The 24,263-nt window shown below is 74.0% G+C and carries 23 protein-coding genes; 6 read left to right on the top strand and 17 right to left on the bottom strand.

Going from position 1 to position 24,263, the window contains the following annotated elements; translation table 11 throughout:
• Positions 1-4: 4 nt before the first annotated feature.
• The 8 genes from RLT57_RS11825 to RLT57_RS11790 form a co-directional block, all read right to left on the bottom strand.
• Entirely contained in the window at positions 5-163 is a 159-nt protein-coding gene (locus tag RLT57_RS11825; RefSeq protein ID WP_311297352.1) for a DUF6760 family protein, read from the bottom strand.
• Positions 160-651, bottom strand: a complete 492-nt coding sequence (locus RLT57_RS11820; RefSeq protein ID WP_311297351.1) for a hypothetical protein — start codon at positions 649-651, stop codon at positions 160-162. The genes RLT57_RS11825 and RLT57_RS11820 overlap by 4 nt, the downstream gene beginning before the upstream one ends.
• Positions 648-1,088 carry a phage tail protein gene (locus RLT57_RS11815; protein WP_311297350.1) on the bottom strand — a complete coding sequence of 147 codons (441 nt, stop codon included), beginning with the start codon at positions 1,086-1,088 and terminating at the stop codon, positions 648-650. The genes RLT57_RS11820 and RLT57_RS11815 overlap by 4 nt, the downstream gene beginning before the upstream one ends.
• Before the next feature lie 36 nt (positions 1,089-1,124).
• Positions 1,125-2,684 (bottom strand): phage tail sheath family protein, encoded by a 1,560-nt coding sequence (locus RLT57_RS11810; protein WP_311297349.1) that lies wholly within the window; start codon positions 2,682-2,684, stop codon positions 1,125-1,127.
• Between the two features lie 433 nt (positions 2,685-3,117).
• On the bottom strand, positions 3,118-5,196 hold the full coding sequence (locus RLT57_RS11805; RefSeq protein ID WP_311300681.1) for an ATP-binding protein: 2,079 nt from the start codon (positions 5,194-5,196) through the stop codon (positions 3,118-3,120).
• A 197-nt stretch (positions 5,197-5,393) separates the two neighbouring features.
• Positions 5,394-6,098, bottom strand: coding sequence for a DUF4255 domain-containing protein (locus RLT57_RS11800; protein WP_311297348.1), 705 nt, complete (start codon positions 6,096-6,098; stop codon positions 5,394-5,396).
• A complete protein-coding gene (locus tag RLT57_RS11795) occupies positions 6,095-9,334 on the bottom strand; it encodes a hypothetical protein (protein ID WP_399129821.1) in 3,240 nt (1,079 codons plus the stop codon). Before RLT57_RS11795 ends, RLT57_RS11800 begins: the two co-directional genes overlap by 4 nt.
• A 414-nt stretch (positions 9,335-9,748) precedes the next feature.
• Positions 9,749-10,420 (bottom strand): helix-turn-helix transcriptional regulator, encoded by a 672-nt coding sequence (locus RLT57_RS11790; protein ID WP_311297347.1) that lies wholly within the window; start codon positions 10,418-10,420, stop codon positions 9,749-9,751.
• 379 nt (positions 10,421-10,799) lie between these two features.
• On the opposite strand from RLT57_RS11790, the gene RLT57_RS11785 reads away from it, so the two are divergent.
• The 3 genes from RLT57_RS11785 to RLT57_RS11775 all read left to right on the top strand — a co-directional run bounded on the left by RLT57_RS11785 (position 10,800) and on the right by RLT57_RS11775 (position 14,428).
• Positions 10,800-12,149, top strand: coding sequence for a COG1470 family protein (locus RLT57_RS11785; protein ID WP_311297346.1), 1,350 nt, complete (start codon positions 10,800-10,802; stop codon positions 12,147-12,149).
• Between the two features lie 426 nt (positions 12,150-12,575).
• Positions 12,576-12,995 (top strand): YciI family protein, encoded by a 420-nt coding sequence (locus RLT57_RS11780; RefSeq protein WP_311297345.1) that lies wholly within the window; start codon positions 12,576-12,578, stop codon positions 12,993-12,995.
• Entirely contained in the window at positions 12,995-14,428 is a 1,434-nt protein-coding gene (locus RLT57_RS11775) for an RNA polymerase sigma factor (RefSeq protein WP_311297344.1), read from the top strand. Before RLT57_RS11780 ends, RLT57_RS11775 begins: the two co-directional genes overlap by 1 nt.
• A 298-nt stretch (positions 14,429-14,726) precedes the next feature.
• Here the strand turns inward: RLT57_RS11775 and RLT57_RS11770 are convergent, their stop codons facing one another.
• Both RLT57_RS11770 and RLT57_RS11765 read right to left on the bottom strand, forming a co-directional pair.
• Complete coding sequence (locus tag RLT57_RS11770; protein WP_311297343.1) at positions 14,727-15,197, bottom strand: tautomerase family protein; 471 nt, start codon at positions 15,195-15,197, stop codon at positions 14,727-14,729.
• A 129-nt stretch (positions 15,198-15,326) separates the two neighbouring features.
• A complete protein-coding gene (locus tag RLT57_RS11765; RefSeq protein ID WP_311297342.1) occupies positions 15,327-16,418 on the bottom strand; it encodes an IS630 family transposase in 1,092 nt (363 codons plus the stop codon).
• A gap of 48 nt (positions 16,419-16,466) precedes the next feature.
• Between RLT57_RS11765 and RLT57_RS11760 the strand changes: the two genes are divergently transcribed.
• Complete coding sequence (locus RLT57_RS11760) at positions 16,467-16,796, top strand: hypothetical protein (RefSeq protein WP_311297341.1); 330 nt, start codon at positions 16,467-16,469, stop codon at positions 16,794-16,796.
• Between the two features lie 34 nt (positions 16,797-16,830).
• Here the strand turns inward: RLT57_RS11760 and RLT57_RS11755 are convergent, their stop codons facing one another.
• The 3 genes from RLT57_RS11755 to RLT57_RS11745 all read right to left on the bottom strand — a co-directional run bounded on the left by RLT57_RS11755 (position 16,831) and on the right by RLT57_RS11745 (position 19,446).
• Positions 16,831-17,325, bottom strand: coding sequence for a GNAT family N-acetyltransferase (locus RLT57_RS11755; protein WP_311297340.1), 495 nt, complete (start codon positions 17,323-17,325; stop codon positions 16,831-16,833).
• 209 nt (positions 17,326-17,534) lie between these two features.
• Entirely contained in the window at positions 17,535-18,509 is a 975-nt protein-coding gene (locus RLT57_RS11750) for an IS481 family transposase (protein ID WP_311297339.1), read from the bottom strand.
• Between the two features lie 229 nt (positions 18,510-18,738).
• Positions 18,739-19,446 (bottom strand): SDR family oxidoreductase, encoded by a 708-nt coding sequence (locus RLT57_RS11745; RefSeq protein ID WP_311297338.1) that lies wholly within the window; start codon positions 19,444-19,446, stop codon positions 18,739-18,741.
• A gap of 62 nt (positions 19,447-19,508) precedes the next feature.
• Here RLT57_RS11745 and RLT57_RS11740 point away from each other — a divergent pair, with 62 nt between their 5' ends.
• Positions 19,509-19,895 carry a MerR family transcriptional regulator gene (locus RLT57_RS11740; protein ID WP_311297337.1) on the top strand — a complete coding sequence of 129 codons (387 nt, stop codon included), beginning with the start codon at positions 19,509-19,511 and terminating at the stop codon, positions 19,893-19,895.
• A 301-nt stretch (positions 19,896-20,196) separates the two neighbouring features.
• On the opposite strand, the gene RLT57_RS11735 is transcribed toward RLT57_RS11740, so the two are convergent.
• From RLT57_RS11735 to RLT57_RS11720, 4 genes are all read right to left on the bottom strand, one after another.
• A complete protein-coding gene (locus tag RLT57_RS11735) occupies positions 20,197-20,760 on the bottom strand; it encodes a helix-turn-helix transcriptional regulator (protein WP_311297336.1) in 564 nt (187 codons plus the stop codon).
• Positions 20,761-20,860: 100 nt separating this feature from the next.
• A complete protein-coding gene (locus RLT57_RS11730; RefSeq protein WP_311297335.1) occupies positions 20,861-21,490 on the bottom strand; it encodes a VOC family protein in 630 nt (209 codons plus the stop codon).
• 265 nt (positions 21,491-21,755) lie between these two features.
• Entirely contained in the window at positions 21,756-22,442 is a 687-nt protein-coding gene (locus RLT57_RS11725; RefSeq protein ID WP_311297334.1) for a GOLPH3/VPS74 family protein, read from the bottom strand.
• A 10-nt stretch (positions 22,443-22,452) separates the two neighbouring features.
• Complete coding sequence (locus RLT57_RS11720; RefSeq protein WP_311297333.1) at positions 22,453-23,082, bottom strand: hypothetical protein; 630 nt, start codon at positions 23,080-23,082, stop codon at positions 22,453-22,455.
• Between the two features lie 933 nt (positions 23,083-24,015).
• Here RLT57_RS11720 and RLT57_RS11715 point away from each other — a divergent pair.
• Positions 24,016-24,231, top strand: coding sequence for an MbtH family protein (locus RLT57_RS11715; protein WP_311297332.1), 216 nt, complete (start codon positions 24,016-24,018; stop codon positions 24,229-24,231).
• Positions 24,232-24,263 lie beyond the last annotated feature (32 nt).

The following is a 24,263-nucleotide window of genomic DNA, read 5'->3' as shown; positions in this document are numbered from 1 at the left end:
GTGGTCAACCACCTTCGTTCACGCGGGTGTTGATGCGGGCGATCTCGGCCACCCACTGCGTGCGCTCGCCGTGGGTGAGGTCGAGGATCTCCTCGCGCTGCCAGTGGAAGTGGTAGGCGATGTACGCGATCTCCTCCCGCAGCCGCGGGAGCGCGTACGTCACGATTCCCCCAGGCGCCCACCCGAGAGGTCGACCTCGAAGGCGCCGTCGCAGTGCGGGCAGGTCACCGCGGCGCGGGTGTGCCCCTCGCTGTTGATCCGGCGGTAGAAGTCCTGGAGGAAGGCCACGTCGGTGGCGTACATCCGCTCCACGACCCCCGCGTGCACGTCGGTGACGGTGCCGAGCCGGGTGATGACCTGGCTCAGCAGCACCACGCTCAGGTAGGCCGGGTTCTCCTTGACCCGCAGGTCGATCTGCGGGCGCAGCTCGTCGCGGGCGGTCGCCAGCCGCATCGTCCCGTGCCGGTGCAGCGTGCCCGCCTCGTCCACGTACCCGCGCGGCAGTTCGAACGCGAACTCGGTGCGCAGCCCGTGGGCGTCGGCCGTCGCGGGGCGGGCGGCCGGGGGCCGCGGCTGTTCGGGGGCCGGGCCCGGCTCGGTCGCCTCCAGGATCTCCTCCAGGCTGCCCGCGGTCACTGTACGGCGCCTCATTCGACGACGATCTCCTCGAACACGATCGTGACGGACTCGGTGGCCGGGGAGGACTCACCGGCTTTGAGCGAGGGCCCCTCCCACTTGGAGGCCCAGCCCTGCATCAGCTGGATGCGCCGGACGGTGTCGCCCGTGGAGTCCTTGATCTCGATGGTCAGGTTCTGCCGGGCGGAGTCGACGGCGCCCTTGTTCAGGGTCTCCTTGATCCACTTGGTGAACTCGCTGCTCTTGTCGAGTCCGCGGGTGATCGTGACCTCGCCGGCCTGCCGGGCGCCGGGCTGCTTGCGGATGATCTGCTTGCCCTCGGCGCTGACCTGCCGGACCTCGACGACCTCCTCCTCGACGGTCAGGCCGCTGATCTCCTGGATCGACTCCACCAGGTAGCCGCCGAGCTGCACGCCGAAGACGTGGGTGGAAAGCGCATCGCCCTCTGCCATGGCTGTGTGTCACCTTTTTCCTGCCGGACCCGGGGGTCACTCGTCAATGAGGCTGGTGCTGTCGGAGAACTGGGCCAGCCGGAAGACCACGAACTCGGCCGGCTTCACCGGCGAGACCCCGATCTCGCAGACCACGCGGCCCTGGTCGATGGACTCCTGCGGGTTGTTGCCGCGGTCGCACTTCACGTAGAACGCCTCGTCGGCGGTGCGGCCGAAGAGCCCGCCCCGGCGCCATTCCTCGGTGAGGAACGCGGTGACGTTGCGGCGGATGCTGGACCACAGCCGGTCGTCGTTCGGTTCGAAGACCACCCACTGGGTGCCCAGCAGGATGGATTCCTCCAGGTAGTTGAACAGGCGGCGGACGTTCAGGTAGCGCCAGGCCGGGTCGGAGGACAGGGTGCGGGCGCCCCACACCCGGATGCCGCGCCCGGGGAAGGCCCGTACGCAGTTCACGCCGATCGGGTTGAGCAGGTCCTGCTCGCCCTTGCTGAGCCGGATCTCCAGGTCCACCGCGCCCCGCAGCACCTCGTTGGCGGGCGCCTTGTGCACGCCGCGCTCGGCGTCGCTGCGCGCCCACACCCCGGCGATGTGGCCGCTCGGCGGGACGGCGGTGTTGCGGCCGGTGGCCGGGTCGAAGACCCGCACCCACGGGTAGTAGAGGGTGGCGTACCGCGAGTCGTAACCCGCCTCGTCGTTGCGCCAGGCGCGCACCTGCTGGGCGTTGAGTCCGGGCGGGGTGTCCAGCACCGCCACCCGGTCGCCCATCTGCTCGCAGTGCGAGATCACCGCGAGCTGGACGGCGCGCACCCCCTCGGCGTCGATGTCGCCGCGCTGGTGGGCGCCCATCAGGTCGGGGACCGCGACCATGGTGATCTCGTCGATGGCCTCCAGCCCGGCGAACCCCGTGCGGGCGGCGGCGTCGCCGACGTACTCGGCCGGATCGGTCCTGGACACCTCGCCGCCCGGTCCGGCGGACGGGGCGGCCGCGTCAGGCAGGGCCACCGTCTGGCTGTCGGGGCGGCTCTGGGCGGTGTCGCGCTGCTCGGTGACCAGGATCAGCCGCGAGGCCCGGACCTGGGCGACCACGTAGCCCTTGACGTTCTTGCGGGTGGACACGTCGTACGTCTCCACCACCTGGCCGCCCTGGCGGACCAGCAGCCTGAAGCGGTCCTCGGGCGGGTTCTCGCCCTCGGGGTCGGCGATCTCCACCGACAGACCGGAGGTGCCGGGCCGGCCCGCTACCAGGAACCCGCCGAGCGCCACCGGCTCGACCGTCCCCGCGTCCCGGGACGCGCGGCCGTCGCCGACCGCCGGCGCCGAGGAGTCCGCGGCGGGGCCGCCGACCCGCACCACGTAGGCCGCGCCGCCGCCGTTGGAGAAGTAGCCGTACACGGCGTGCGCCAGGTAGGTGCCCTCGGTGAAGCCGCCGAACCGCTGCGTGTACTGGTCCCAGTTGGTCACCAGCGTCGGTTCGTGGAACGGGCCGGTCCGGGCGAACCCGACGAACGCGGCGACGGCGGTGCCGACCCCTTCGATCGGACGGGCACCGGACTGCACCTCCTCCACGTACACGCCTGGGGTGAGGTACGTCGCCATGCTCGCTCCTCCACGGTTCCGGATCACATGCGTCGATGCCGAGTCTCCGAGGCGCGTCCGGCGGGGCGACAGGGGCGGGCGGACCTGGCCGGGGGCAGCCCCGCTGCCTGTCCGGACGCCCGGTCGGGCCGTCCGGGTGCCTCCCCGGCCGCCGGCCGTGCCCGTGCGGACCTGGACACCGCCGGAGCCGGTTCGGCGCGGCGCGGCGAGGTCTGCGGCGAGGTCTGCGGGAGGTCCGCGGCGTGCGGACGCGGGCGGGGCGGCGGCGGGCCGCGGACCTCCGCGCCCAGCGGTGGGCGCGCCGGACGCACGGGGACGCGTGGGATGCCCGGGACGCGCGGTCCTTCCTGACCGGTCCGCCGGTGCGGTCCGCCGGCCCGATTCGCCTGCGCGGTCCGCCGGCCCGATCCGGCCGTGCGGCCGGCCCCGCCCGTCAGACGCCGGTGACCGCCGCCAGGTACGGGCCGAACTCGCCCGCCAGGATCAGCCGGCCGAGCTTGCGGTACTCCTGCGCCACCGCCGCCACCAACTGCCCCATGGCGAGCGGCTGTCCGGACTCGGCCGCGAGATAGGCGGCGCTGACCGCGCAGGCCCGGATCGAGCCGCCGGCCAGCTCGAAGCGGTCGGCGCAGAACCGGAGGTCCAGGTCGGCGGCGCGCGGCAGCCGGTCGCCCAGGCACCGCTCCCACAGGGCGAGGCGCTGGGCGGCGTCGGGCACCGGGAACTCGGCCACCACGTCCAGCCGCCGGGTGAACGCCTCGTCCAGGTTGGCCCGCAGGTTGGTGGTCAGTACGGCGATCCCGTCGAACGACTCCATGCGCTGGAGCAGGTACGCCGACTCGATGTTGGCGTGCCGGTCGTGCGCGTCCCTGACCTCGGACCGCTTGCCGAAGATCGCGTCGGCCTCGTCGAAGAGCAGCACCGCGTTGACCGCGGACGCCTCGGTGAAGATCCGCTCCAGGTTCTTCTCCGTCTCGCCGATGTACTTGTCGACGACGGTGGACAGGTCGACCACGTACAGGTCCATTCCGAGGTCCGCCGCGACCACCTCGGCGGACATGGTCTTGCCGGTACCCGACTCGCCCGCGAACAGCGCGATCACCCCGCGCCCCCGGCCGCCGCCCGGCCGCATCCGCCACTGCCCGAGCACCTGTTCGCGGTGCCGGGCGCGGACCGCGAGCTCCCGCAGCCGGCGGTGGGTCGGCGCGGGCAGCACCAGGTCGTCCCAGCCGACCTCCGGCACCACCCGGCGGGCCAGCCGGGCGAGCCCAGCGCCGTTCTGCGCCCGTACGGCGGCCCGCAGGTCGTCGGCCGCGACCGGGCGGCCGGCCAGTGCGGCACCGCGCACCGCCGCGTCGGCGGCCCGGCGCAACTGCCCGCCGTCGAGGCGGTGCGCGGCCACCGCGCGGGCCAGTGCGCCGACCTCGCGGTCCGGCAGGTCCGCGGCGCCCGCGGCGCGCAGCGCGTGCCGCCAGCGCTCGGCCTGCCGGGACGGGGCGGGCGGCGGCACCGGCAGGACGACCGGGGTGTCGGCCGCCCACCGCGGATCCCAGCCCGCCGCGCCGTACAGGAACACGGGTGTGCCGCGCAGCGCCGCGCACACCTCGCCCAGCCCGCGGCCCCGTTCCGCGGGTTCCCCGGGCAGCGCCTCCAGCGGGCCGAGCACGACACCCGCCCCGGTGAGGCGGGCCTCCAGGGCGGCCACCGCGGCGAGCGCGGGTACGTCGGCGGGGCGCTGGAACAGGGCCGCGGCGTCGAGGACCAGCGGGCGCAGCCCGGCCGCCCGCAGAGCCGCGACGGCCAGACCGGGCGCGTCGCCGCCGCGGTCGAGCAGGTGCACCAGGCCCGTCCCGGAGCAGACCGCGGCGGCGGCCCGCCGCACCTGCGCGGTCTCGGCCGCCGGATCCGGCGCGGCCTCGGCGAGCACCCCGGCGAGCCGGGCGTCCGGTTCGGCGTCGCCCAGCAGATGCGCGGTGACCCGGTCCGGGACCGCCAGCGTCCGCGACAGCACGGGGCGGTCCGGCTCGGTGACCTTCAGCAGGCCGCCGGCCACCAGGGGCGCGGCCGGGGCGAGCCGGAAGCGGGCGGCCGACGCCGCGGGCAGTCCGCACAGCTCCAGGGCCAGCCCGACGGTCGGCCGGCGCCGGGTCAGGTCGTCGTTGAGGTAGCCGTACAGCGGCTCGAACCGGGCGTCGAGGTCCGGGGCCACCGCGACCAGCAGCAGATCCGTTTCCAGCGGCGACAGCCCGAATCCGGCGGCGAGCGCCCCCAGTACGGACCCGGCCGGGACCGGCGGCGCCTCGTCCCCCGGCACCCGCAGCCCGCCCGGCGCGTCCAGGATCCGCCGCACGGCCTCGGGGGAGAGGTACTGGCCCCGGTAGGGGTCGCCGGGGTCGGGATCGGCGGCGCGCCGAGCGGCGACGGCGTACCGCACCCGCTCCTCGACGAGCCGCAGCCGCGCCCAGAGGGGCTCCAGGGTGCCGGCGGCGCCGACCGGCTCGAAGGCCCCCACGCCGTCCGGGGTCCCGGCGGAGCGGTGGGCGTCGCCGGGGTCGGCGGTGGTGGCGGCCGGCTCGGAGGCTCCGCCGGTGGGGGAGGGCGCGGCGCCGCCGGAGGGGGCGGTGGTCGCGGTGGTGCCGGCGGGGCGGAAGGCGCCGGCACGGGCGGGGGTGCCGGAGCTGCCGGCGGTGGCGGTGGCGGCCGTGTCGGTCACGTCTGGCGGCCTCCTCTGCGGCGGCGGCCCGGCGTGGGGCGGCGCTCGCGGGGAGCGGTGAAGCCCTCCGGGCCCGGATCCGGCAGCTCCTCGTACCGCAGTCGGCGGCCCGCCGCCGCGTCGCCGTCCGGCTGGCGGCCGGCCGAGCGTACGACGAGCCCTTCGGTCACCGGCGGCGCGGCGGCCCGGCTCACCCCGGCGAGCGGGGCGCGCACCCGTACCCCGAGCGACGCCTTCAGCTCGCCGCCGAGCGCCGACCACACATCGGTGGCCGTCGGCCCGTCCGGGCGGGTCCCGCCCGCGTCCAGGTCCACCGCCAGGCCGAGATCCGCGAGCGAGCCGGTGAGCAGCCGCTGCGGCAGCGCGTCGACCGCCACCAGCGCGGCCAGGACGTGCGAGAGCAGCCGGTGCTCGTCCTGCGGGCGGCTCGCCCAGACGGTGACCAGGTACGTCAGCTCGAACCAGCGCGGCGGGGTGCGCCGCGCCACCACGTACCCGTCCTCGTCGTGGACCTCTCCCGCGCCGCTGCCGCGCCGGGTGGCGTCCTCCCGGATGTCGTACAGGAACACGCAGACCGTGGGGGCGTTGCGGCGGGCCGCCCAGTCGCGGGTGGGCGCGTCGAAGACGATCTCGACGCCGGACGCCTCCAGCCCGGACTCGGCGACCAGGGCGCGCAGCGCTTCGTCGACCTCGTGGATCACCGGCGGGTCACCTCGTCCGGCGGCTGTACGGTGCCCGGCACCACCAGGAACCCGGTCGTCACCGGGGAGAATCCGGGCCCGCGGGCCGTGATGGTGCGCGGCCCCGTCTGGTCCTTGGCGAGAATGAGCAGCTGGCCGACGAACGTGCCGTCCGGGACCGGCACGGTCGGCGCGGCGGCTGCGGTGATCCCCGGGTCCCAGGCGAACCGCACCGGCACCCCCGGCGGGAAGTCCCTGCCGCGTACGGAGGTGACGAAACCGGGCTTGCCGACGTCCGGTACCGCGACGATCCGCGGCTGGAGGATCCGCAGCGTCGTACGGGCCGTGTTGTCGGCCCGGTCGGCGTCCGTCCCGGTGGTGGTGAGGACGCCCGTTGCCCGCCCGGTCAGCGCATGGTCGGGCGCGAGCACCACCCGTACGACGGCGCCGGCGCCCGGTGCCAGGTCCGGCAGCGCGCACAGCCACGAGGCGTCGCAGCCGGGCGGCGGTCCGCCGTTCGGGATCCCGGCCGGCAGGCCGACGCGCAGCCGCAGCCCGGTCGCCAGCGCGTTGCGGCCGTTGCGCACGGTGTACGTCACCACGACCCGGCCGCCGACGTAGCCCGGATCCGGCTGGGCGGTGACCCGGAGTCCGGGCCCGGCCGCCGGCGGTGGGGGCGGTGGGGGCGCAGGGGGAGGCGGCGGCGTGCTCGTGCTCGTGCTCGGCGGCGTGCTCGGGGTCGTGCTCGGGGTCGGGGTGGGGGTCGGCGGGCCTGGCACGTACACCGGCACCACGGTCCTGGCGGTGTTGTCGCCCGGCTGCGGGTCGACGACGACGCCGGTCACCGACCAGTCCACCGACTGGTCGCCGGTGGTGAGCCCGGTCAGGGTCACGGTCACCGGTACGCCGGCGCCGGACGCCACCGTCCCCACGTCGCACTGGAGGGACGCGGCGTCGCACGCCCCGCCGGGGAAGCCGATGCCGGTGACCGTCACACCGGGCGGCGGAGCGACGGTGAGGCCGGTGCCGGGCGAGGCATCGGGGCCGTTGTTGACGATGTCGACGGTGATGCGGCCGGCCGTGCCGACGGCGACCGGCGGCACCGTGCCCGGGGCCCGCACCGACAGGTCCGCCGTCGCCTGGACGCTGGGCTCCTTCTGCCGCCCCGGCAGCTCCGCGGTCAGCGGTGTCAGGGCCCCGTCGGCGATGTCCACCAGGCTCAGTTTCTCGGGGGAGTCGACGGACGCGCCACTGCGCGAGCTGATGACCAGCCCGGCGCCGTCCGCCGTCCACGCGGCGTCGCGCGGCTGGTGCGGTCCGGTGCCCGACACGTCGGGCAGTTCGCGGTGGCAGGCGTCGGCGGTGCCCCGGGCGGCCTCGGGGAGGACGGCCCGGCAGTCGTCGCCGGCGACGGAGGTCAGCAGGAGGCCGTTGAACTCGGCGGCCGGGTCGTTGTTCCCGGCGTGGTTCTCCTTGCGGTTGAAGGCGATGGACCGTCCGTCGGGGGAGAACGCCGGGCTGTCGTCGATGACCGCGCAGCCGGCGGGGCAGATCAGCGCGGTCAGGTCGCGCTGCGGTCCGAGGCCGCCGGCCGGCCCGGTGCCGAGGTCGTCGCCCACCGGCACGGTCCAGATGTGCTTGCCGCCGGCGCCGTCGTCGCGGGTGAAGGCCAGCATCGAGCCGTCCGCGGACCAGGTGGGCTGGGCGTCCGCCTGTTCCGCGGACGCCGGGGTGACCCGGGCCAGGATCGCGCCGGTGACGGCGTCGGCGATCAGGACGCGGCCGGGGCCGGGGTCCGGGCCGGGGTGCCCCTCGACGCCGCCCGGCGAGGTCCGGGTGAAGGCGAGGTAGCGGCGGTCGGGGGAGAAGGCGGGGTCGGTGTCCCAGTCGGCCGGACCCCGCTCGGCCAGCGGCATCGGCTGCGGATCGGACCCGTCGGATCCGGTCGTCCAGATCCGCTCGATCCGGCCGTCGGCGCCGTCCTCGAACCGGGTGACCACGATGCGCCGGCCGTCGGGGGTGTAGCCCTGCCGCTCGGTCCACGGGTCGTATCCGACCGCCGGCCGGAAGAGCGGGTCGTGCGCCGGGTCGGTGTCGGTGTCGGCCGCCGGGTCCTCCGCCAGCAGGGGCAGCCCGAGGTCGCGCGGGTCGGCGCCGTCCGCGCGGACGTCCTGGAGGGTCGCCACGTTCGCCGCGGCGTGGCCGGGCGGCTGGGGCTGTCCGGGCGGCGCCGGCGGCGCGGGCTCCGCGGACGCGGTGTCCCGGTCCACCACCGCGTAGCCGCCGTCCAGCGGTCCGACCCAGGTCGCCGGGCCGACCTCCCGGTCCTCGCTGAGCACCAGCTGCGGGGTGTCGGCGGAGCCGGCCGGCGCCCGGAAGACGTGGTCCCAGTCGCCCTGGCAGTCGCAGGTGCGGTCGGGGCTGAGGAACAGCACCCCGTCCCCGTCGGGCAGCCAGGCTGCCCCGTGGGTCCGCCACTGTGCCTGCTCGCCCCCGAGCAGCGGCCGGTCCCCGGCCGGGCCGCCGGTCACCCGCAGCCGCGGACCGGTAGCCGGGTCGGCGGCGGTGAAGGTGTACGCGACGAGGTCCCGGTGGGCCGCGTCGTCGACCGGATTCCACACCGGTTCCGTGGCCGTGCCGGGCGCGTCGGTGATCCGGGTGACCGCGCCTCCCGCCAGCGGCCGTACGAAGATCTGTTGTCCGGACGCGGCGTCGCCGTCCCCGGAGTACGCGAGGAGCCGCCCGTCCGGTGAGACGGTCGGGCACTCCTCGTCGGACGGTGTGTCGGTCAGCCGGGTCAGGCCGGTGCCGTCGGTGCGCACCAGCCACAGGTCGCGCTGCGTCGCGCCGGCCGGGCCGCCCGGCTCCGCCGAGTCGAACACCACGGCCCGGCCGTCCGGGGTCAGCCGCGGATGGGCCGCGTCGCGGCCGGCGGTCAGTTTGCGCACCGATCCGTCGGGGGCCCGCAGGTAGACCTGCGGACGCGGCTCGTCGCGCCGGCTCGCGAACACCAGGGTGTCCCCGAGGGCCGCGGGCTGGACGTCGAAGTGCGCCGGTCCCGCTCCGAACAGCGGCTCGCTGGACGTGGTGGTGCCGACTTGGCCGAGGCTGCGGAACCGGGTGCCGGCGTAGACGATCCTGGTGGCGGGCGCGGCCACGGCCGCCGGCACCTCGGCCGCGGCCGGCCGGGGGGCGGGGGCGGGGGCGGCGGGGCCCGCGGCGGCCGTCACCGTGACCAGCGGCACCATTAGGAGCAGCGCCACGCCGAATCTCCCCGGCCGGCGCGGCCCGCCGGGGCCAGCGGTGCCGTCCACGTCCACCTCGCAGTCTCCGGACCCATGGGTCGTGCCCCGCCACGGTGCGGTAAGCGCCCGGGTGCGCGGCAGGGCGGTGGGTCCGTGCGCGGGGGAAGCACGGGCTGTGCTTTCGGGCAGCGCCCGGGGACGGCCATCCGCGGGCACGGGGGCACCGAGCGGTGCTGATCGCTGCCGGCTGGCGCTGGTCGGTGGGGGGCGGCGGTGGTCCGGGCCGGCGCTGGGACGTGCCGGGCGGTGGTTGGTCCGGGCTGATGGTGGGCGCTGGTGGTGGGCGGTACCCGTCGGTGCTGGGCGGCGGCGGTCGATCCGGGTCGGTGGTGGGCGGTGCCGGGGCGTATCAGCCGGGGCGGCCGGTCAGATCAGCCCGTTGCGCAGGGCGAAGCCGACCGCGTGGGCCCGGTTGCGCAGTTGGAGCCGGGTGGTGATCTCGTGCAGCACGTTCTTGACGGTCCGTTCCGAGTACGAGGTCTTCCGCGCGATCTCCGCCGTGTCCAGCCCCTCCGACACCAGGCGGAGCATGGCGGCCTCGCGCGCCGACAGCGCGGACAGCGACAGGCCGCGCTGATCGAGCGTCGACCGCTGGAGGTTGCCGACCTGGGTCAGCAGCGTCCCGAGCAGGTCGCCGGGTAGGACGCCCTCGCCGTTGGCCATCGCCAGCACCAGGTGCAGCAGCCGGTCCTGGTCCGCCTCGGCGCGCCGCAGTACCGCGGTGACCCCGCACTCGACCACCCGTTGCAGCGCTGTGGCGTCGAAGGTGCCGACGACGAGGCCGGTCCTGGTGGCGGCGTTGCGCCGCATCCGTTGCAGCAGGGCGATCACGGAATCGTCCACGGCGTCGACGACCAGGAGCGAGGTCCGCGCCCGGTCCGCCTCGGCCTCGGTGAGCAGCTCCACCTCCGGGCGCTGGCGGAGCTGGTGGGTGACGCCGATGTGCAGGACCACATCCTGGGCGTAGACGGCCACACTCACCCGCTCCGGCCGGCCGGTCGGCGCGGCGGGGGACAGGTGCGGCCTGGGGGCGATCATGAGCGGGCTGTCTTTCGGGGAGCCTGACATGAGGGGTTCCACTTCGTGACGGTGACGGGGCGGTGGCGGTGGAGGCGCGGGGGACGGGGGCCCGCAGGGAGAGCGGGCGGGGCGGGGCCGTCGATCGGGCGGGGTTCGGGCCGCGGGCCCGGCGGGTCGGGGCGCGGGGCCGGTGATGCGGTGGGCCCGGGGTCCGGTGGGAGTGGGGCGCGCTGCGCGGGGCCCCGGGCGGGCGGGGGAGCAGCGCGGGTGCGGCTCGGGGCCGTCTCAGCCGGGGGCGTCCGGCGGGTCCGGCCCTGACCGCGCGGGGCATCCCGACTGCCCCGGCGTTGCCCCCGCATCTCTCCTCCCGCCCCGGGCGCGGTCCTACGGTCGTGGCGTGACGCCATCTGCAGCCTCCTCCGGCGCCGGAGCGCCCGCCCCCGACATCCCGGCGGTGACGGTGACGCCGGGCGGCACCGCCTCGACCGTGCTGACCGTCCGCAACGACAGCGACATCGTCGAGGCGTACGCCCTGGAGGTCGTCGGCGACTGCGCGCCCTGGGCCGTGGTGGAGCCCGAGCGCGTCTCCCTCTACCCGGGCACCTCCGAGACGGTGACCATCCGGCTGAACCCGCCGCGCTCCCCCGACGTCCGGGCCGGCGAGGTGCCCCTGGGCGTACGGGTGCTGCCCGCCGAACACCCCGAGTCCGTCACGGTGCCCGAAACCACGGTGCACGTGGCGGAGTTCCACGAGCTGGACGCCCAACTGCTGCCGCGCCGCCGGCGCGGCTGGCTGCGGGGCCGCTACCGGCTGGCGGTGCGCAACGGGGGCAACACCCCGGCACAGGTGGCCTTCACCCCCGGGCAGGCGGGGGAGGAACTGCGGTTCCGGTTCACGCCCGCCGGGCTGGGCCTGGCGGCGGGGGAGTCGGCGGAGACCCGGCTGCGGGTCCGCACCACCGGCCGGCCGGTCTGGTTCGGCAAGCCGGTGGTCTGGCCGTTCACCGTACGCGTCGACGACGCCGCGGTACCGGAGGGCACCGACCGGGCCGCGGCGGGCACGCCGCCGGTCCTGGAGGCCGAGTTCGTCCAGATCCCGGTCTTCCCGAAGTGGCTGCTCGCGGTGCTCGCGGCCCTGATCGCGCTGGTGCTGGCCTGGTTCACCCTGGTGCGTCCCGCGGTGCGCAGCACGGCCCGGCAGGCCGCCGACGCGGTGGTCCACGCGAGCCCCACGACCGCGGCCGGCCGGAGCGGGCAGCCGTCCGCCGCCGGCACCGGCGACAGCGCCCCGCCGCCCGGCGGCCAGGGCACGGGCGCGCCCGGCACGGGAGCGCGGCCGGGCACGGGCGGCACGGGTGCGGGCGGGAGCGGCGGCACGGTCGGCGACGGGCGGCAGACCTCGCGCACCATCGAGGTGCGGACGCCCAGCGGGGGGGAAAGGGCGGGCAGCTACACGGTGCCCGCGGGGAAGGTCTTCGGCGTCACGGACATCGTGGTCGCCAACTTCCAGGGTGACGAGGGCGTGCTGACCATCAGCTTCGACAACCAGAGCGTCACCATCATCGCGCTGGAGAACTTCCGCAACCAGGACTACCACTGGGTCACCCCCATCGAGATCCCCGGGAACGCGACCGTCACCATGGACGTGAACTGCACGAAGCCGGGCACACCGGCCTCCGGACGTCAGGCGCGGCAGTGCCGTGAGCTCCTGAACGTGAGCGGTGCGCTCAGCGATGCGCTCCAGTGACAGGTACGACATCCATCTCGTGTGACATGGTTCGCCCGGAGGAACGGGAGAGGAAGAGGAATCCCCCACTCCGTCCGAAAACCGACACCGCGATCCGCCCCGGGCGGCGCTGAGGCCGGCGCCCGGCGGTCCTGAACGCCGTGCCCGGCGCCGTCGTCCTCCCGTCACGGGCTCCGTCGGCGCGCAGCGACCCGGCGGAAGCGGATTGGCCTGTTCCTCCCCGGTTCGATCTGTGGGCGCGCACGCCGGTGAACTGCTCCTTCGCGCCGGTTTCGAGCCCTGGCGCCGCGCCCCCGCGGTTCTCCCGGCCGCGCTCGGCATCATGTCCGGCAAAGATCGTGGGCGAGCCGTGTCGATCCGTGGCCGCGCCGATCGACCTCGGAGTGAGAGGGTCGAACGACGACCCCGGTGGCAAGGAGCCCGACGATGGCGAAGTACATGCTGATCATGCGAGGCACGGACGAGTCCATGGCGGCGATGATGGAGACGCCCTTCGATCAGATGCTGGAGACGGTGGGCCGTTTCAACGAGGAGCTGATCAAGGCGGGCGTGCTCGTCGCGGCCGAGGGGCTGGACGACCCGGCACAGGGCGTGGTGGTCGACTTCGGCAGCGGGACGCCGGTGGTCACCGACGGCCCCTACGGCGAGACCAAGGAGCTGTTCGGCGGCTTCTACCTGATCGACGTGGCCTCCAAGGAGGAGGCGGTCGAGTGGGCCAAGCGGCTGCCCGCGGTCGGCGGCAGCAAGTGCGAGGTCCGCCGGGTGCCGGGCATCGACGAGTTCCCGCAGGACAACGAGTGGATCATCAGGGAGCGGGCCTGGCGCGAGCGCACCGGCCAGCTCTGATGCCGGAGGCGACGGACGCCGGCGACGATGACGGCGTCGGCGTCGGCAGCTCCGGTACCGGTACCGGTACCGGTACCGGTACCGGCGAGGGTACGGGCGCCGCCGACGGTCCGCCGGACGCCGCTGACGCCGCTGACGCCGCTGACGGTCCGCCGGTCACCGAGCCGGCGCGGCGGGCCGTCGAGGCCGTCTGGCGGATCGAGTCCGCGCGGATCGTCGGCGCGCTCGCCCGCTACACCCGGGACGTCGCGTTCGCCGAGGACGTCGCCCAGGAGGCCGTGGCGCAGGCGCTGCTGGCCTGGTCGCGCGACGGCGTCCCGGCGAACCCGGTGGGCTGGCTGCTGGCGACCGCGCGGCGGCGCGCCGTCGACGGCTTCCGCCGCCGTACGGCCCTCGGCGAGCGCTACGCGCAACTCGCCCACCCGCTCGCCGAGGGCGAGGCCACGTCGGGCGCGGCGGTCCCGCCGGCCCGGTCGGACGACCTGCCCTGGGATCCCGACCGGGTCGACGACGACGTCCTCGCGCTGATGTTCGTGGCCTGCCATCCGGTGCTCTCACCCGAGGCCCGGGTGGCCCTGACGCTGCGCGCGGTCGGCGGCCTGACCAGCGAGGAGATCGCCCGCGCGTTCCTGGTGCCGGTGCCGACCGTCCAGGCCCGGATCACCCGGGCCAAGAAGACGATCGCCGCGGCGGGCGTGCCGTTCGAGCTGCCGCCCGCCGGGGAGCGGCGGGAGCGGCTCGGCGGTGTGCTGAGTGTGCTGTACGTGATCTTCACCGAGGGTTCCACGGCGACGGCCGGCGACCGGCTGCTGCGTACCGACCTGGCGTACGAGGCGCTGCGGCTGGCCCGGACGCTCACCGCGCTGCTGCCCGGCGAACCGGAGGCGTACGGGCTGCTGGCCCTGTTCGAGCTCACCGCCGCGCGCTTTCCCGCGCGCACCGGGCCCGACGGCGAGCCGGTGCTGCTGGCGGACCAGGACCGCGGGCGGTGGGACCGGTCCGCGATCCGCCGCGGTCTGGCCGCGGTGGGCCGGGCCGCGACTTTGGGACAGGGCCTCGGGCCGTACGGGTTGCAGGCCGCGATCGCCGCCTGCCACGCGTCGGCGCCATCGGTGGCGGAGACCGACTGGGAGCGGATCGTGCTGCTCTACGAGGCGCTGGGCCGGGTGGCCCCCTCCCCGGTCGTCGAGCTCAACCGGGCCGTCGCCGTCGCGATGGCCCACGGACCGCGGCAGGCGCTGGCCATGGTCGACGAGCTGGCCGCCGCCGACCGCCTCCCGGGCTCCCACCTGCTGCCGACCGTACGCGGCGAGCTGCTGCTGCGTCTCGGCCGTACCGCCGAGGCCCGCGCGGAACTCGAACTCGCCGCCCGGCTGTGCCGCAACACCCGCGAACGGTCGGTCCTGCTGCGCAAGGCGGCGGCCCTGGAATGACGCCGGGGCGCCGAGCGGTCGCCGGCCCGTTCTCCGGCGGCCCGCGACCGCCGCCCGGAGATCCGCGCCGCGTGCCGGAACCGCCGCCCCGACGGCGGGACGGCTTTCGCTGCCGAGGACAGGAGTACGCGCCCGGTGACCGCCGCCCCGCCCCGGGCCCGGCGACCGAGCCCGGCCGCGTACCCGCGACGAGCCGCGCCCCGCGCCGGCCGCGCCCCGCGCCACCGGCCCACCGGAATCGTCCCGACAACGCCGGTGGGAGTCCGGGCCGGCCGCGGGCCGAACGCCGGGCGCGGGCCTATTCCTTGCCGAGGAGTTGTCTGACCGTCCGGACGATCTCCTCGTTGGTGTAGGCGTGGCCGCCGATTCCCCAGCCGCCGGGAACGGCCTGGGTGAGGGCGACCCAGGTGCGGGCCTGGAGGGCCGGGTCGCCGGCGGCGCGGGCGACGGCGGCGGTGATGTCGCCGACGACGCCGAGCCGCTGCTCGCGGTCCAGGGCGTCGGCGTTGGTCAGCACGTTCACCCGTACGCAGTGGCTGTCCCCGGCCAAGGTCGAGAGGTCGTCCGGGCCGAGGTCGTGGACGAAGGCCGCCGTGTTGTCGGCGAAGAACGCGATGTCCGGCACCCGTTCCCACCGCATGACCGTGCGGGCCAGTTCCCGGGCGAGTCCGCGCTTGTCCGCGAAGTGCCTGACGCTGTCGGGGATCTTGATTGCTGAACTCTCTCGCCAGTCGATTGCGGTGTGGGCTGGCCCGCGCCAAGAGGCCAAGAGAGGGCCGAAACGGCTCCGGTTCGTCCGAACAGTTGCTGACGTGGCGGTCGGCCTAGTGCTGCGCCGCGTTAATTCGTGCAGGGCTGCCGCGTCTGCGTGATCACGTTGTCCCAGTCTCGTGGCTGGTCAGGCTGCTTCCTTGAGCGGAGTGCCGTCGTAGGTCCAGCGGAAGGGCTGCGCGGTTTCGTTGCGATTGATGATGTAACTGTCCATCTTGTCGATGAGGTCGTCGCGGCTGGCGAAGTCGCCGTGTCGCAGCACGCTGCGGGTCAGGGCAGAGAAGACCAGTTCGACCTGGTTGAGCCACGAGGCGTGGGGCGGGGTGAAATGCGTTGTCCAGCGCGGATGTGCCTTGACCCACGCCTGGGTATGCCTGGCGGTGTGCGAGGAACCGTTGTCCAGGACCACGTGGATGTCCGTGCCCGGGGGGATGAGCGTGTCGATCCGGTTGAGGAAGCCGGTGAAGGTCGCCGCGTTGTTGCGTGTGATGACTTCGGTGAGGACCTCACCGGTGCGCACGTCGAGTGCGGCGACCAGGGAGGCGGTGCCGTGGCGGACGTACTCGAACTCCTGGCGGGCTGCGCGGCCCGGGGTGGCGGGGCGGCCGGGGTGCTTGCGGGAGCGGGCGGCGACCGCGGTCTTCTCATCGACTGACAGCAGCACCGCGCCCTGGGGCGGGTTGCGGTAGAGGTCGCAGATGTGTTCGGCGCGTTGCCAGAAGTCGGGGGTGTCGCGGCGGGTGAGCCAGCCGCGGACCTTGTGCGGCTTGAGGTCCAGGTCCGCCAGTATCCGCCCGACGTGGGAAGGCGAGACGGCTGCGGAGACGGTGTCCGCGACCCGCCCGGCGATCGCCCGATGGGTCCAGGTGGCCGCCGGGTGCGGCGGGGCGCTGGTCGCGGCGGCCACGATCGCCACGCGCACCCGGTCGTCGTAGATCCTGGGCCGGCCCGAGCGCCTGGCGTCCTTCAAGCCGTCGGTGCCCTGGTGGGCGAAGCGTCCGCGCCACTTGCGGACGGTGTTCACCGCGATGCCCAGCTCACAGGCGATCTCCGCGTTGGCCAGCCCGTCTGCTGCCGCGAGCACGATCCGGGCCCGCAGGACCTGACGGACCTGGGCCTTCGCGGAGACCGTCAGCCGCTCCAGCACCTGGCGCGCGGTCTCGTCCAAGGTCGCGGCAACCGCCGCAACTGCCCCACCCACCAGCGTGCATGTGTCCATGATCGATGATCATGGCGGGCAGGCGCCGCACCGGGCAGGATGGGGCCCGTGCCGAAGAACCCACCCGACTCGATGCAACACCACCTGCGCGTGCGCCTCAGCGACCATGCCAAGGACCGCTGGCCGCAACTGGCCCGCGTCGAAGTCCGCTTCCGCACCGGATTCGCCTACGTCACCGGCGAACTCGAGGACGGCGAGCAGATCTCCCTGTGCCGCCTACGCTTCACCGGCGTCCTGCACACCTGGGGCTTCGCCCTGTACCTGGCCAGCCGAGGCACCTACCAGGACAACCTCCTGCCCACCGGCCTGCCCATCGGCAGCCCCGAAGACTGCATGGACTGCGCCTGCTACCTCTACCTCGGCGACCAGCCAACCTGACCGACACGCCTTTACGAACCAACGCGGAGAAGGACTACCGCGCATCGAACGCAACCCATGTGTTCGCCGGCAGGTCGGGCTTCCCGGGCACCAGTCGCAGCTCCTCGGTCCATGCCTCGCCGGCGATTTCGGAAGCAACGCGACGCCAGAAGCGCGCCGCGCCCGCGTTCTCCTCCTGAAAAGCGATCTCCCATCGGCCGGGGTGCGCGGCCAGGACAGACCGCACCGCTCGCAACCCAAGGCCTGACCGGCGTGCCCCACGCACCATGAAGAAGCTGTTCAGCACGCGCGCATCGCTGTTCAGCGCGCGTACGAACGCGAAGCCGACCGGCCGGTCACCAGACCATACGAGATAGGCCAACCAGGCGGGATCGCCGATCGCCGACTCCAGCCACTCGCGCCGGTATGTTCCGTCCGGGTTCGGCAGGACACCCCTGAACTCCGACAGGTCGTGCAGGAAAAGCGGCCAGAGTCGTTCCAGGACGTCGCGGTGGTCGGCGCCCGCTATACGGACGGCAAGGTCTGCCATCTGATCCTCCTCGAGAACGCGAAAAGCCTTCCGGCAGACCGGAAGGCTTCGAACTATCGAGCGGACTTTATCGTGTATATGGCCTGGACACACAGCCCGCAGATCCAGGCAGCGCGGACGTTGCCTGCGTCAGCACCATCCGCGCGGCCGACGTAGCGGACGCGCGGAGGTCCGTCTTCCACCCCTCAACGAACTAACGCGGAGCAGCACTAGGTGTACTGCCCCGTGAGGTTGGGGACGCGGCTGGCGGGTGGTTGGCCTTTGAGCGCGGTGTGTCCGCGGTGGTGTTTGTAGGTGTGGAGCCACTGCGGGTATGCCTCGCGTCGTTCGGCTTCGCTGCGGTAGAGCTTTGCGTAGGCCCATTCGTCCAGCAGGGTGCGGTTGAACCGCTCGACCTTCCCGTTGGTCTGGGGCCGGTAGGGGCGGGTGCGCTTGTGTGCGATGCCCTGCGCTGCAAGGGTGTTGCGCCACAGGTGTGACGTGTAGCAGGCGCCGTTGTCGGTCAGTACCCGCTGGACGGTGATCCCGGCTGCGGTGAAGTAGGCGTGGGCCCGTTGCCAGAACCCGACGGCGGTCTCCTTCTTCTCGTCGGTGAGGATCTCGCTGTAGGCGAGGCGGGAGTGGTCGGCGACGGCGTTGTGCAGGAAGCTCATGCCGGCCTTGGCCCGGTTCTTGCGGCCCGCCTGCCGGCCCAGGAGCCTGTGGCCGCCTCCGTCGGGGATGCTGCCGGGTTTCTTGATGTCGATGTGCACCAGGTCGCCGGGGGTGGCGTGTTCGTAGCGGCGGATCACCCGGTCGGTGGCGCGGTCCAGGTGGGCCAGAGGGGCGAGACCGAAGCGGGTCAGGACGCGGTGCACGGTGGCCGGGTTCAGTCGCAGCAGGTAGGCGATGCGGGCCGGCCCCCACCGGCGCAGGACGCGGACTGTGATGATCCGCCGCTCGGTCCGGGTCGGTGTCCGGCGCGGGCTGTGGTGCGGGCGTGAGGACCGGTCGGACATCCCGGCTTCGCCCATCTCCCGGTAGCGGGCTGCCCACCGCTGGGCCGTGGTGGGCGAGACCTGGAAGCGCTCGGCAGCACGCCGCAGCGACCAGCCGTCGTCCACGACGCAGCGGGCCAGACGCAGACGACCGGTCTCGGTCAGGGGTGCATTACGGTGGGCATGAGGGCCTTCTGATCGTTCCATGTCGATGTCGCAATCCACACCGAACCCGGAAGGCCCTCACTCATTCAAGATTGCCAAGCCGTGGGATCCGTCACCAACCTCCGTGGACAGAACACCTAGACCGACCGCCACGTCAGCAACTGTTCGAACGAACCGGAGCCGTTTCGGCCCTCTCTTGGCGCGGCCAGCCCACACCGCAATCGACTGGCGAGAGAGTTCAGCAATCAAGATCCCCGACAGCGTCAGGTACTCAGGAGTTCAGGAACTGCTGGAACTGCGTGTCGAAGTCGCGAGGATCCTCGCTCAGCGACGCCTTGACCATCGCGGTGAACTCGTCGACGACAACCTCGAACGTACCGGCCTCGACACCGTCGAGGGTGATACGTGCGACATCGGCCGGGTCCATCTTGGGTACGTCGTAGCCCTTCATCATGTCGGTGTCCGCCGCTCCGAGGTGGACCGAGGTGACTTTCGTGCCCTGCCCGGCCAGTTCCTGGCGCAGGGCGTTGCCCATGCTCCAGACGGCGGCCTTCGAGACCGCGTAGGCGCTGCTGCCGGGGAAGACGAACCAGGACGCCGACGAGGCGATGTTCACCATCGCGCCCCCGCCGTTCGCCGCGAGGACCGGCGCGAAGGCGCGGGCCATGGACAGCGTGCCCCAGAAGTTCACGTCCAGCGCGGCACGGACAGCGTCCAGGTCACCGAGCAGAGCGCCTCCGCCGATTCCGGCGTTGTTGACGAGCAGGTTGACATCGCCCGCCGCGCGAGCTGCCGCCTCAACGGCGAGAGGGTCGGAGATGTCCAGGGCGAGGACCTCGACACCGTCGAGATCGATCGACTCGGATCGGCGGGCGGTCGCGTAGACCTTCGCGCCCCGCTCGACGAGCTGGGCAGCGAGATGACGGCCGATGCCGCGGTTGGCTCCGGTGACGAGCGCAGTGGCTCCGTGGATGTTCATAGGACGTATGCTAAAACCTCACGTCAACGTGAGGATCAAGTCTGGACCGCCCGGGAGGTGCCATGCGTATCGGAAAGGTGGCCGAAGGCGCTGGGGTCAGCGTCCGTGCGCTGCGGTACTACGAAGAGCAAGGGCTCGTCATCGCCGACCGCAGCCCCAGCGGCCACCGGCAGTATCCCGAGTCCGCCGTTGAGCGGGTGAAGTTCATCCAGCTTCTCTACTCGGCCGGGCTGAGCAGCAAGGCGATCTTGCAGGTCCTGCCCTTCCTGGACACCCTCGTCGCGACCCCAAGGATGACACAGCGACTCAAGGACGAACGCGACCGCATTTGGACCCAGATCGGCGACCTGACCAGGGCGCACGACCGACTCGATGAGCTGATCGGCCTCGCCACCAAGTCTGCGATCTCTCCAGCTACCTGCCCGGCGAGCGTGGATGCCGCCACATGATCGACCGGACCTCCTAGCCTTGTTCGAACTCTGAGCTGGCCAAAAGCTCGCCGAGGATCGAAAACAGGCACGAAGGTTCCCGCGGGCGCGTATACGTCGATCATGGGCATGGCAATCTTCAGGCGGTCGTGTCTCGGTGCCCGCGGGCCGGCGGGCAGCGCGCGCCGGCTGCTCTGCCGCGTCGTCCCCGCCTCCGCGGGGCGTTCGCTCTCGCCGGCCGCGGGAGGTGTCCGCCTGCCACGGTCCTCCGGGCGGGGGCGGCCCCGCATCCCGTACGGCGCGTAGTCACCGCCGCCGCGGCCTACGAGAAGTCGCGGGCGGGGCGGTCGGACAGGGCGCGGCGCGAGCGGACGCCGAGGTTGCGGAACACTCTCCGCAGGTGGTAGTCGACGGTGTGGGCGCTCAGGAAGAGCTGGGCGGCGATCTCCGCGTCGGTGGCCCCCGCGGCGGCCAGCCGCGCCACGCGCGTCTCCTGGGCCGTCAGGCCGTCCGGGCCGCCGGCGGACCGCTCCCCGCCGTCCGCCGGCCCGGCCGGCGGGACGGGGTCCGCGGCCGCCGCCAGCTCCCGGGCCGTGCGCCCGGTGTGGCCCAGCGCGCCCATGGCGTCGAAGAAGAGGCCGTGGGCGATGCGCAGCTGGCGGCGGGCGTCCCTCGTGCGCCGTTCGCGCCGCAGCCACTCGCCGTAGAGCCGGTGGCTGCGCGCCCGGCGGGCCAAGCCCCGGGTCCTCTCGTGGTGGCCGATCGCCTCCAGGTACAGCGGATCGGCGTCGGGGGCGTGGGCCGTGAGGAGTGCGTGGGCGCGGGCGAGGTCGCCGAGCGTGCCGGGCGCGGTCGAGCACCTCCCGGAGCCGGTGGCGCTCCGCACCGCAGCCGAACAGCTCGTTCACCGGGCCGACGTGGCCCGGCGTCCGCCTCGGTCCGGCGGCGGGATGCCGCGGCCCGGCGGTCGACCGGGGGCTGCCTCGTCACAGGGTGACCCGCCCGCGGCGGGTGTCGAGGGTGACGCGGAGCCCGACCGGGCCGGCGGCCAGGGCGAGTGAGGTGCCGACGGCGGCCAGCAGCGGGCGGAGCGCGTCGGGGTCGGGAACGGTCGCCGAGACGCCCACCAGGGTGGCGGCGGGCAGGTCCGAGGCCGTGGGGTGGACGGTGGCGCCCCAGTCGATCAGGAAGGGCACCAGGCCGGAGGGGTGCGCGGCCTCGCTGCGGGTCAGGCGCCACGCCAGCAGGGTGCCGTCCGGCCGGCGGCGGCTCATCGGGTGCGCGGGACCGGGGTCGTAGCCGTGCGCGCGGGCCGCCGCGACCGCCGCGTCCACGTCGGGCGTGCCGATCGCCCAGGTCACCGTACGGGCTTCGGTCAGTGCGTCGATCCCGAACGGCCGCGGGCGCGCCGGCTCGGGCTGCCCGGGGTCCGGGCCGATGATCTCCAGGTAGCGGGAGCCCCCGAGCGCGACAAGGTGGTTGCGGGTGCCGAGGCCGACGTGGGCGCCGCCGGGGGCCGGCGCCACGCCGGTGCGGGCGGTGAAGTCGGCGACCGTCGCGGCCAGGTCCGGGGTGGCGTGGACGAGGTGGTCCAGACGTGCGGGAATGGCGTTCATCACGGCTGAGCCTACGAACAGGCGGCGCTTTCTGTCGCGTCCGCGCGGCGGGGCCGCGGAGGGCGTCGCGGAGGAGGCGCCGCCTTCCCTCCCGCCGGTCCCCGTCCCGCCGGTCCCCGTCCCGCCGGTCCCCGCCGCCAGGTTCTCCCGCCCGGCTTTCCGCCGTCGCCACCGGGATCCGCCGGCCCGGCGCCGCTGCCGGCGCCGCCCCCGGCTCCGCCCCGACGTGGCCGCCCGTCCTCCGCGGTCGCGGGTCCGTCAGCCCTCACAGAGCGGCGTCCGCACCGGGCGGCATGCCGCCGAAGTGGCCGTCGCTCCCGGGGAGGGAGGGACCGGAGCGGGGCTGCGGGACGGCACGGCGGACGATGACCGCGGCCCAGTGCCGCTCGGCGATCCCGTCCAGCCGCCTGCGGCGTCGGCGGTGGACCGGTCCCGCGTAGAGCCGGTCGCCGAGACCGATCGCCTGCACCAGGGCGGCGAGCACCACGTCCTGGGCGTCCAGGGCGTCGAGCGGCCGGTCGGAGTCGACGACGTGGTCCACGCGTGCGCGGGCCGCCTCCCGGTGCGCCGGGTCGACCACCCTGATCCTTCCCGGCGCCGGGCGGCCGGCGCGCCGCGGGTCCACGGTGACCGTGCCGAGGTCCCTCGCATGGTCGATGTGGGCGCCCGGAGACCTGCCGACCGTCCGCTTGACGAACGCCGAGGGATGCAGCGGGGACGGTTCGCGCAAAACCCACCGGATCGCCCGGTCCAGCAGGACGTCTCCCACCGGTGACGGGTCCAGTACGGCGATACGGATGGGGCCGCCCGTGGTCTCGACCGCGACGCGTCCGGCCGCGACCAGGTCCGCCAACTCCGCGCCGCGCAGACCGTACGGGAGGGTCTCGGCGCAGCGCAGCCGTCCGCTCCTGCCGATCGACAGCACCAAGAGGTCGTCCGCCAGGGTCCGCACCCCGGCCACGCTAGCGGGCACCCCGGCACCCGTACAGGGGAAGCCCGCACTCCACCTTCTCCCGGGCCGCGGCGGCCGTCGCCCCGCCCCGGACGGCCCCCGGCTCCCGGGTCTTTCGGTCGGCGGCAGGACACCGAGGCCCCGCGGGCGGACCGGTGCCGTCGGGTCGGCCGATGAGCCTGTCGAGCAGCGGGAAGGTCGGGTACGGCTGGTCGTGGTCGCCGAAGTGGCCGTCGTCGCGGACGATAGGGGTGCCGCCCAGCCGCTCGAACATGGCGCGGCCCTGCCGGTCGTCGCAACCGTAGCGGCCCTGGCGGGAGTTGATGAAGTACAGGTCGCGGACACGGGCTTTGACGGCGGCCCAGTCGTGGGCGGGTTGCAGGACCGGTGCGTCGGCGGTGTTCGGCGGGGTGGAGTAGCCCGCCGCCAGGACGGCTTGCGGCACGGCCGTGTCGATGTGCTCCGGCACCGCGAGGAGCAGCGCGGCGCCGCCCGAGCGGCCCACCAGGACGGTGTGCTCGTCGAAGGCGTGGCCGGCCAGTACCTTCGGCAGGAAGGTGGCGACGGGTTCCCTGTGAGACCCGGGTAGTGCGGGATCTCCACGGCGTAGCCGCGTTCGGCCAGCCGGCGCCCCAGCCACGGGTACCAGCAGACCTCGGGGCTGCCGCCGGTCCCGTGGAAGACGACGGCCTCGCGCTGCACGGCGTGTCCCTTTCGCGGCCGGCCCGCACCGGTCGACCGCCGCCCCGCGCGCGTCTGCTCTCCTGGGACCGACTCGCGTCGCGCCCGTCCGCCCCGGCCCGCTGCCGCACGGAGCGTAGGGGGCGGGTCCGGCCGCTGTCCGTCCGCACCCGGCGTACGTCCATGGGCGTATTTCTCCTCCCAGCGAGCAGCGGGCGTCCGCGCTCCTGCCGCCGACGCGGACCGGGAACCCGGTGGGTACGTCGCGGAAACACATCGGAAACGCCCGTACGGAAGTGACTCCTGTGGTGAATGGGATGGGTGGGGTTGGGGTGCTGTTCGGCTGCCCTGGCTCTGAAGTGCACATCCGCGCGATAATGCGGCGCGTGTTCGACGGGCTTATGCCAGTCGCCTTTGCCGTGCGCGCTGATTTCCGATTCTGTGGTCTCCGATTGAGGGTTTGGCCATTCCTGAGCTGCTGCCGCATCGGTTGTGGCCGTTTGCGGGGTGCGCTTCCGGCCATCCGTGACGAGCCGGCCCCGCATTTATCCACGCGACTACCGGTGCGGCCGTAGGTGGCTCAAGAAGTCGCAGTTGAACGGGGCTGCCGCCCTGGAACCGAAAGCTTGTTCACTGCGTGCGGGTCGACTTATATCCCGGTTCGCCGAGGTGAATCAGGGTGGTGCGAAGCGACTGCGTACCGAGGTCGCCAATCGGCCATTTCTGCCGTCCGCTCCTTTCCTCCGGCGATGACAAGGTCGCTGTTGTACGCTGGCCGGGCCCTGGCCACGAATGATGGTCGGACCGGTTGAATTCCTTGAACGGAACGCGGAGGGAGCCGTGTCCGGCCCGTGGGCGAAGACCGAGGACAACGATGAGTGGGAGTTCTCCAATGGCAAATCCGTTCGATGACGAAAGTGCCACCTTCCTCGTCCTGGTCAATGACGAGCGGCAGTATTCGCTGTGGCCGGCCGGTGCGGCGGTGCCAGCGGGCTGGCGTGTGGCGCTCGCCGAGAGTTCACACGACGCGTGCGTGCGCTTCGTCGAAGCCACCTGGACGGACATGCGGCCGGCCGGCCTGGCCGCGGTCATGGACGCGCGGGCCTAGACGCGCCCGGGACCGGGCGGGCGCGAACCCGG

The sequence above is a fragment of the Streptomyces sp. ITFR-21 genome, assembly GCF_031844685.1.
GTDB lineage: Bacteria > Actinomycetota > Actinomycetes > Streptomycetales > Streptomycetaceae > Actinacidiphila.
Note: the sequence above shows the minus strand (reverse complement) of the source record. Positions and strands in the feature narration are given on the sequence as shown.

What these genes read in the sequence shown, in the direction of transcription:
- RLT57_RS11730 (WP_311297335.1), bottom strand. Translation starts at nt 21,490, where the DNA reads ATGAACGCCATTCCCGCACGTCTGGACCACCTCGTCCACGCCACCCCG.
- RLT57_RS11790 (WP_311297347.1), bottom strand. Translation starts at nt 10,420, where the DNA reads ATGATCGCCCCCAGGCCGCACCTGTCCCCCGCCGCGCCGACCGGCCGG.
- RLT57_RS11780 (WP_311297345.1), top strand. Translation starts at nt 12,576, where the DNA reads ATGGCGAAGTACATGCTGATCATGCGAGGCACGGACGAGTCCATGGCG.
- RLT57_RS11775 (WP_311297344.1), top strand. Translation starts at nt 12,995, where the DNA reads ATGCCGGAGGCGACGGACGCCGGCGACGATGACGGCGTCGGCGTCGGC.
- RLT57_RS11810 (WP_311297349.1), bottom strand. Translation starts at nt 2,684, where the DNA reads ATGGCGACGTACCTCACCCCAGGCGTGTACGTGGAGGAGGTGCAGTCC.
- RLT57_RS11815 (WP_311297350.1), bottom strand. Translation starts at nt 1,088, where the DNA reads ATGGCAGAGGGCGATGCGCTTTCCACCCACGTCTTCGGCGTGCAGCTC.
- RLT57_RS11765 (WP_311297342.1), bottom strand. Translation starts at nt 16,418, where the DNA reads ATGGACACATGCACGCTGGTGGGTGGGGCAGTTGCGGCGGTTGCCGCG.
- RLT57_RS11750 (WP_311297339.1), bottom strand. Translation starts at nt 18,509, where the DNA reads ATGGAACGATCAGAAGGCCCTCATGCCCACCGTAATGCACCCCTGACC.
- RLT57_RS11820 (WP_311297351.1), bottom strand. Translation starts at nt 651, where the DNA reads ATGAGGCGCCGTACAGTGACCGCGGGCAGCCTGGAGGAGATCCTGGAG.
- RLT57_RS11740 (WP_311297337.1), top strand. Translation starts at nt 19,509, where the DNA reads ATGCGTATCGGAAAGGTGGCCGAAGGCGCTGGGGTCAGCGTCCGTGCG.
- RLT57_RS11715 (WP_311297332.1), top strand. Translation starts at nt 24,016, where the DNA reads ATGGCAAATCCGTTCGATGACGAAAGTGCCACCTTCCTCGTCCTGGTC.
- RLT57_RS11745 (WP_311297338.1), bottom strand. Translation starts at nt 19,446, where the DNA reads ATGAACATCCACGGAGCCACTGCGCTCGTCACCGGAGCCAACCGCGGC.
- RLT57_RS11755 (WP_311297340.1), bottom strand. Translation starts at nt 17,325, where the DNA reads ATGGCAGACCTTGCCGTCCGTATAGCGGGCGCCGACCACCGCGACGTC.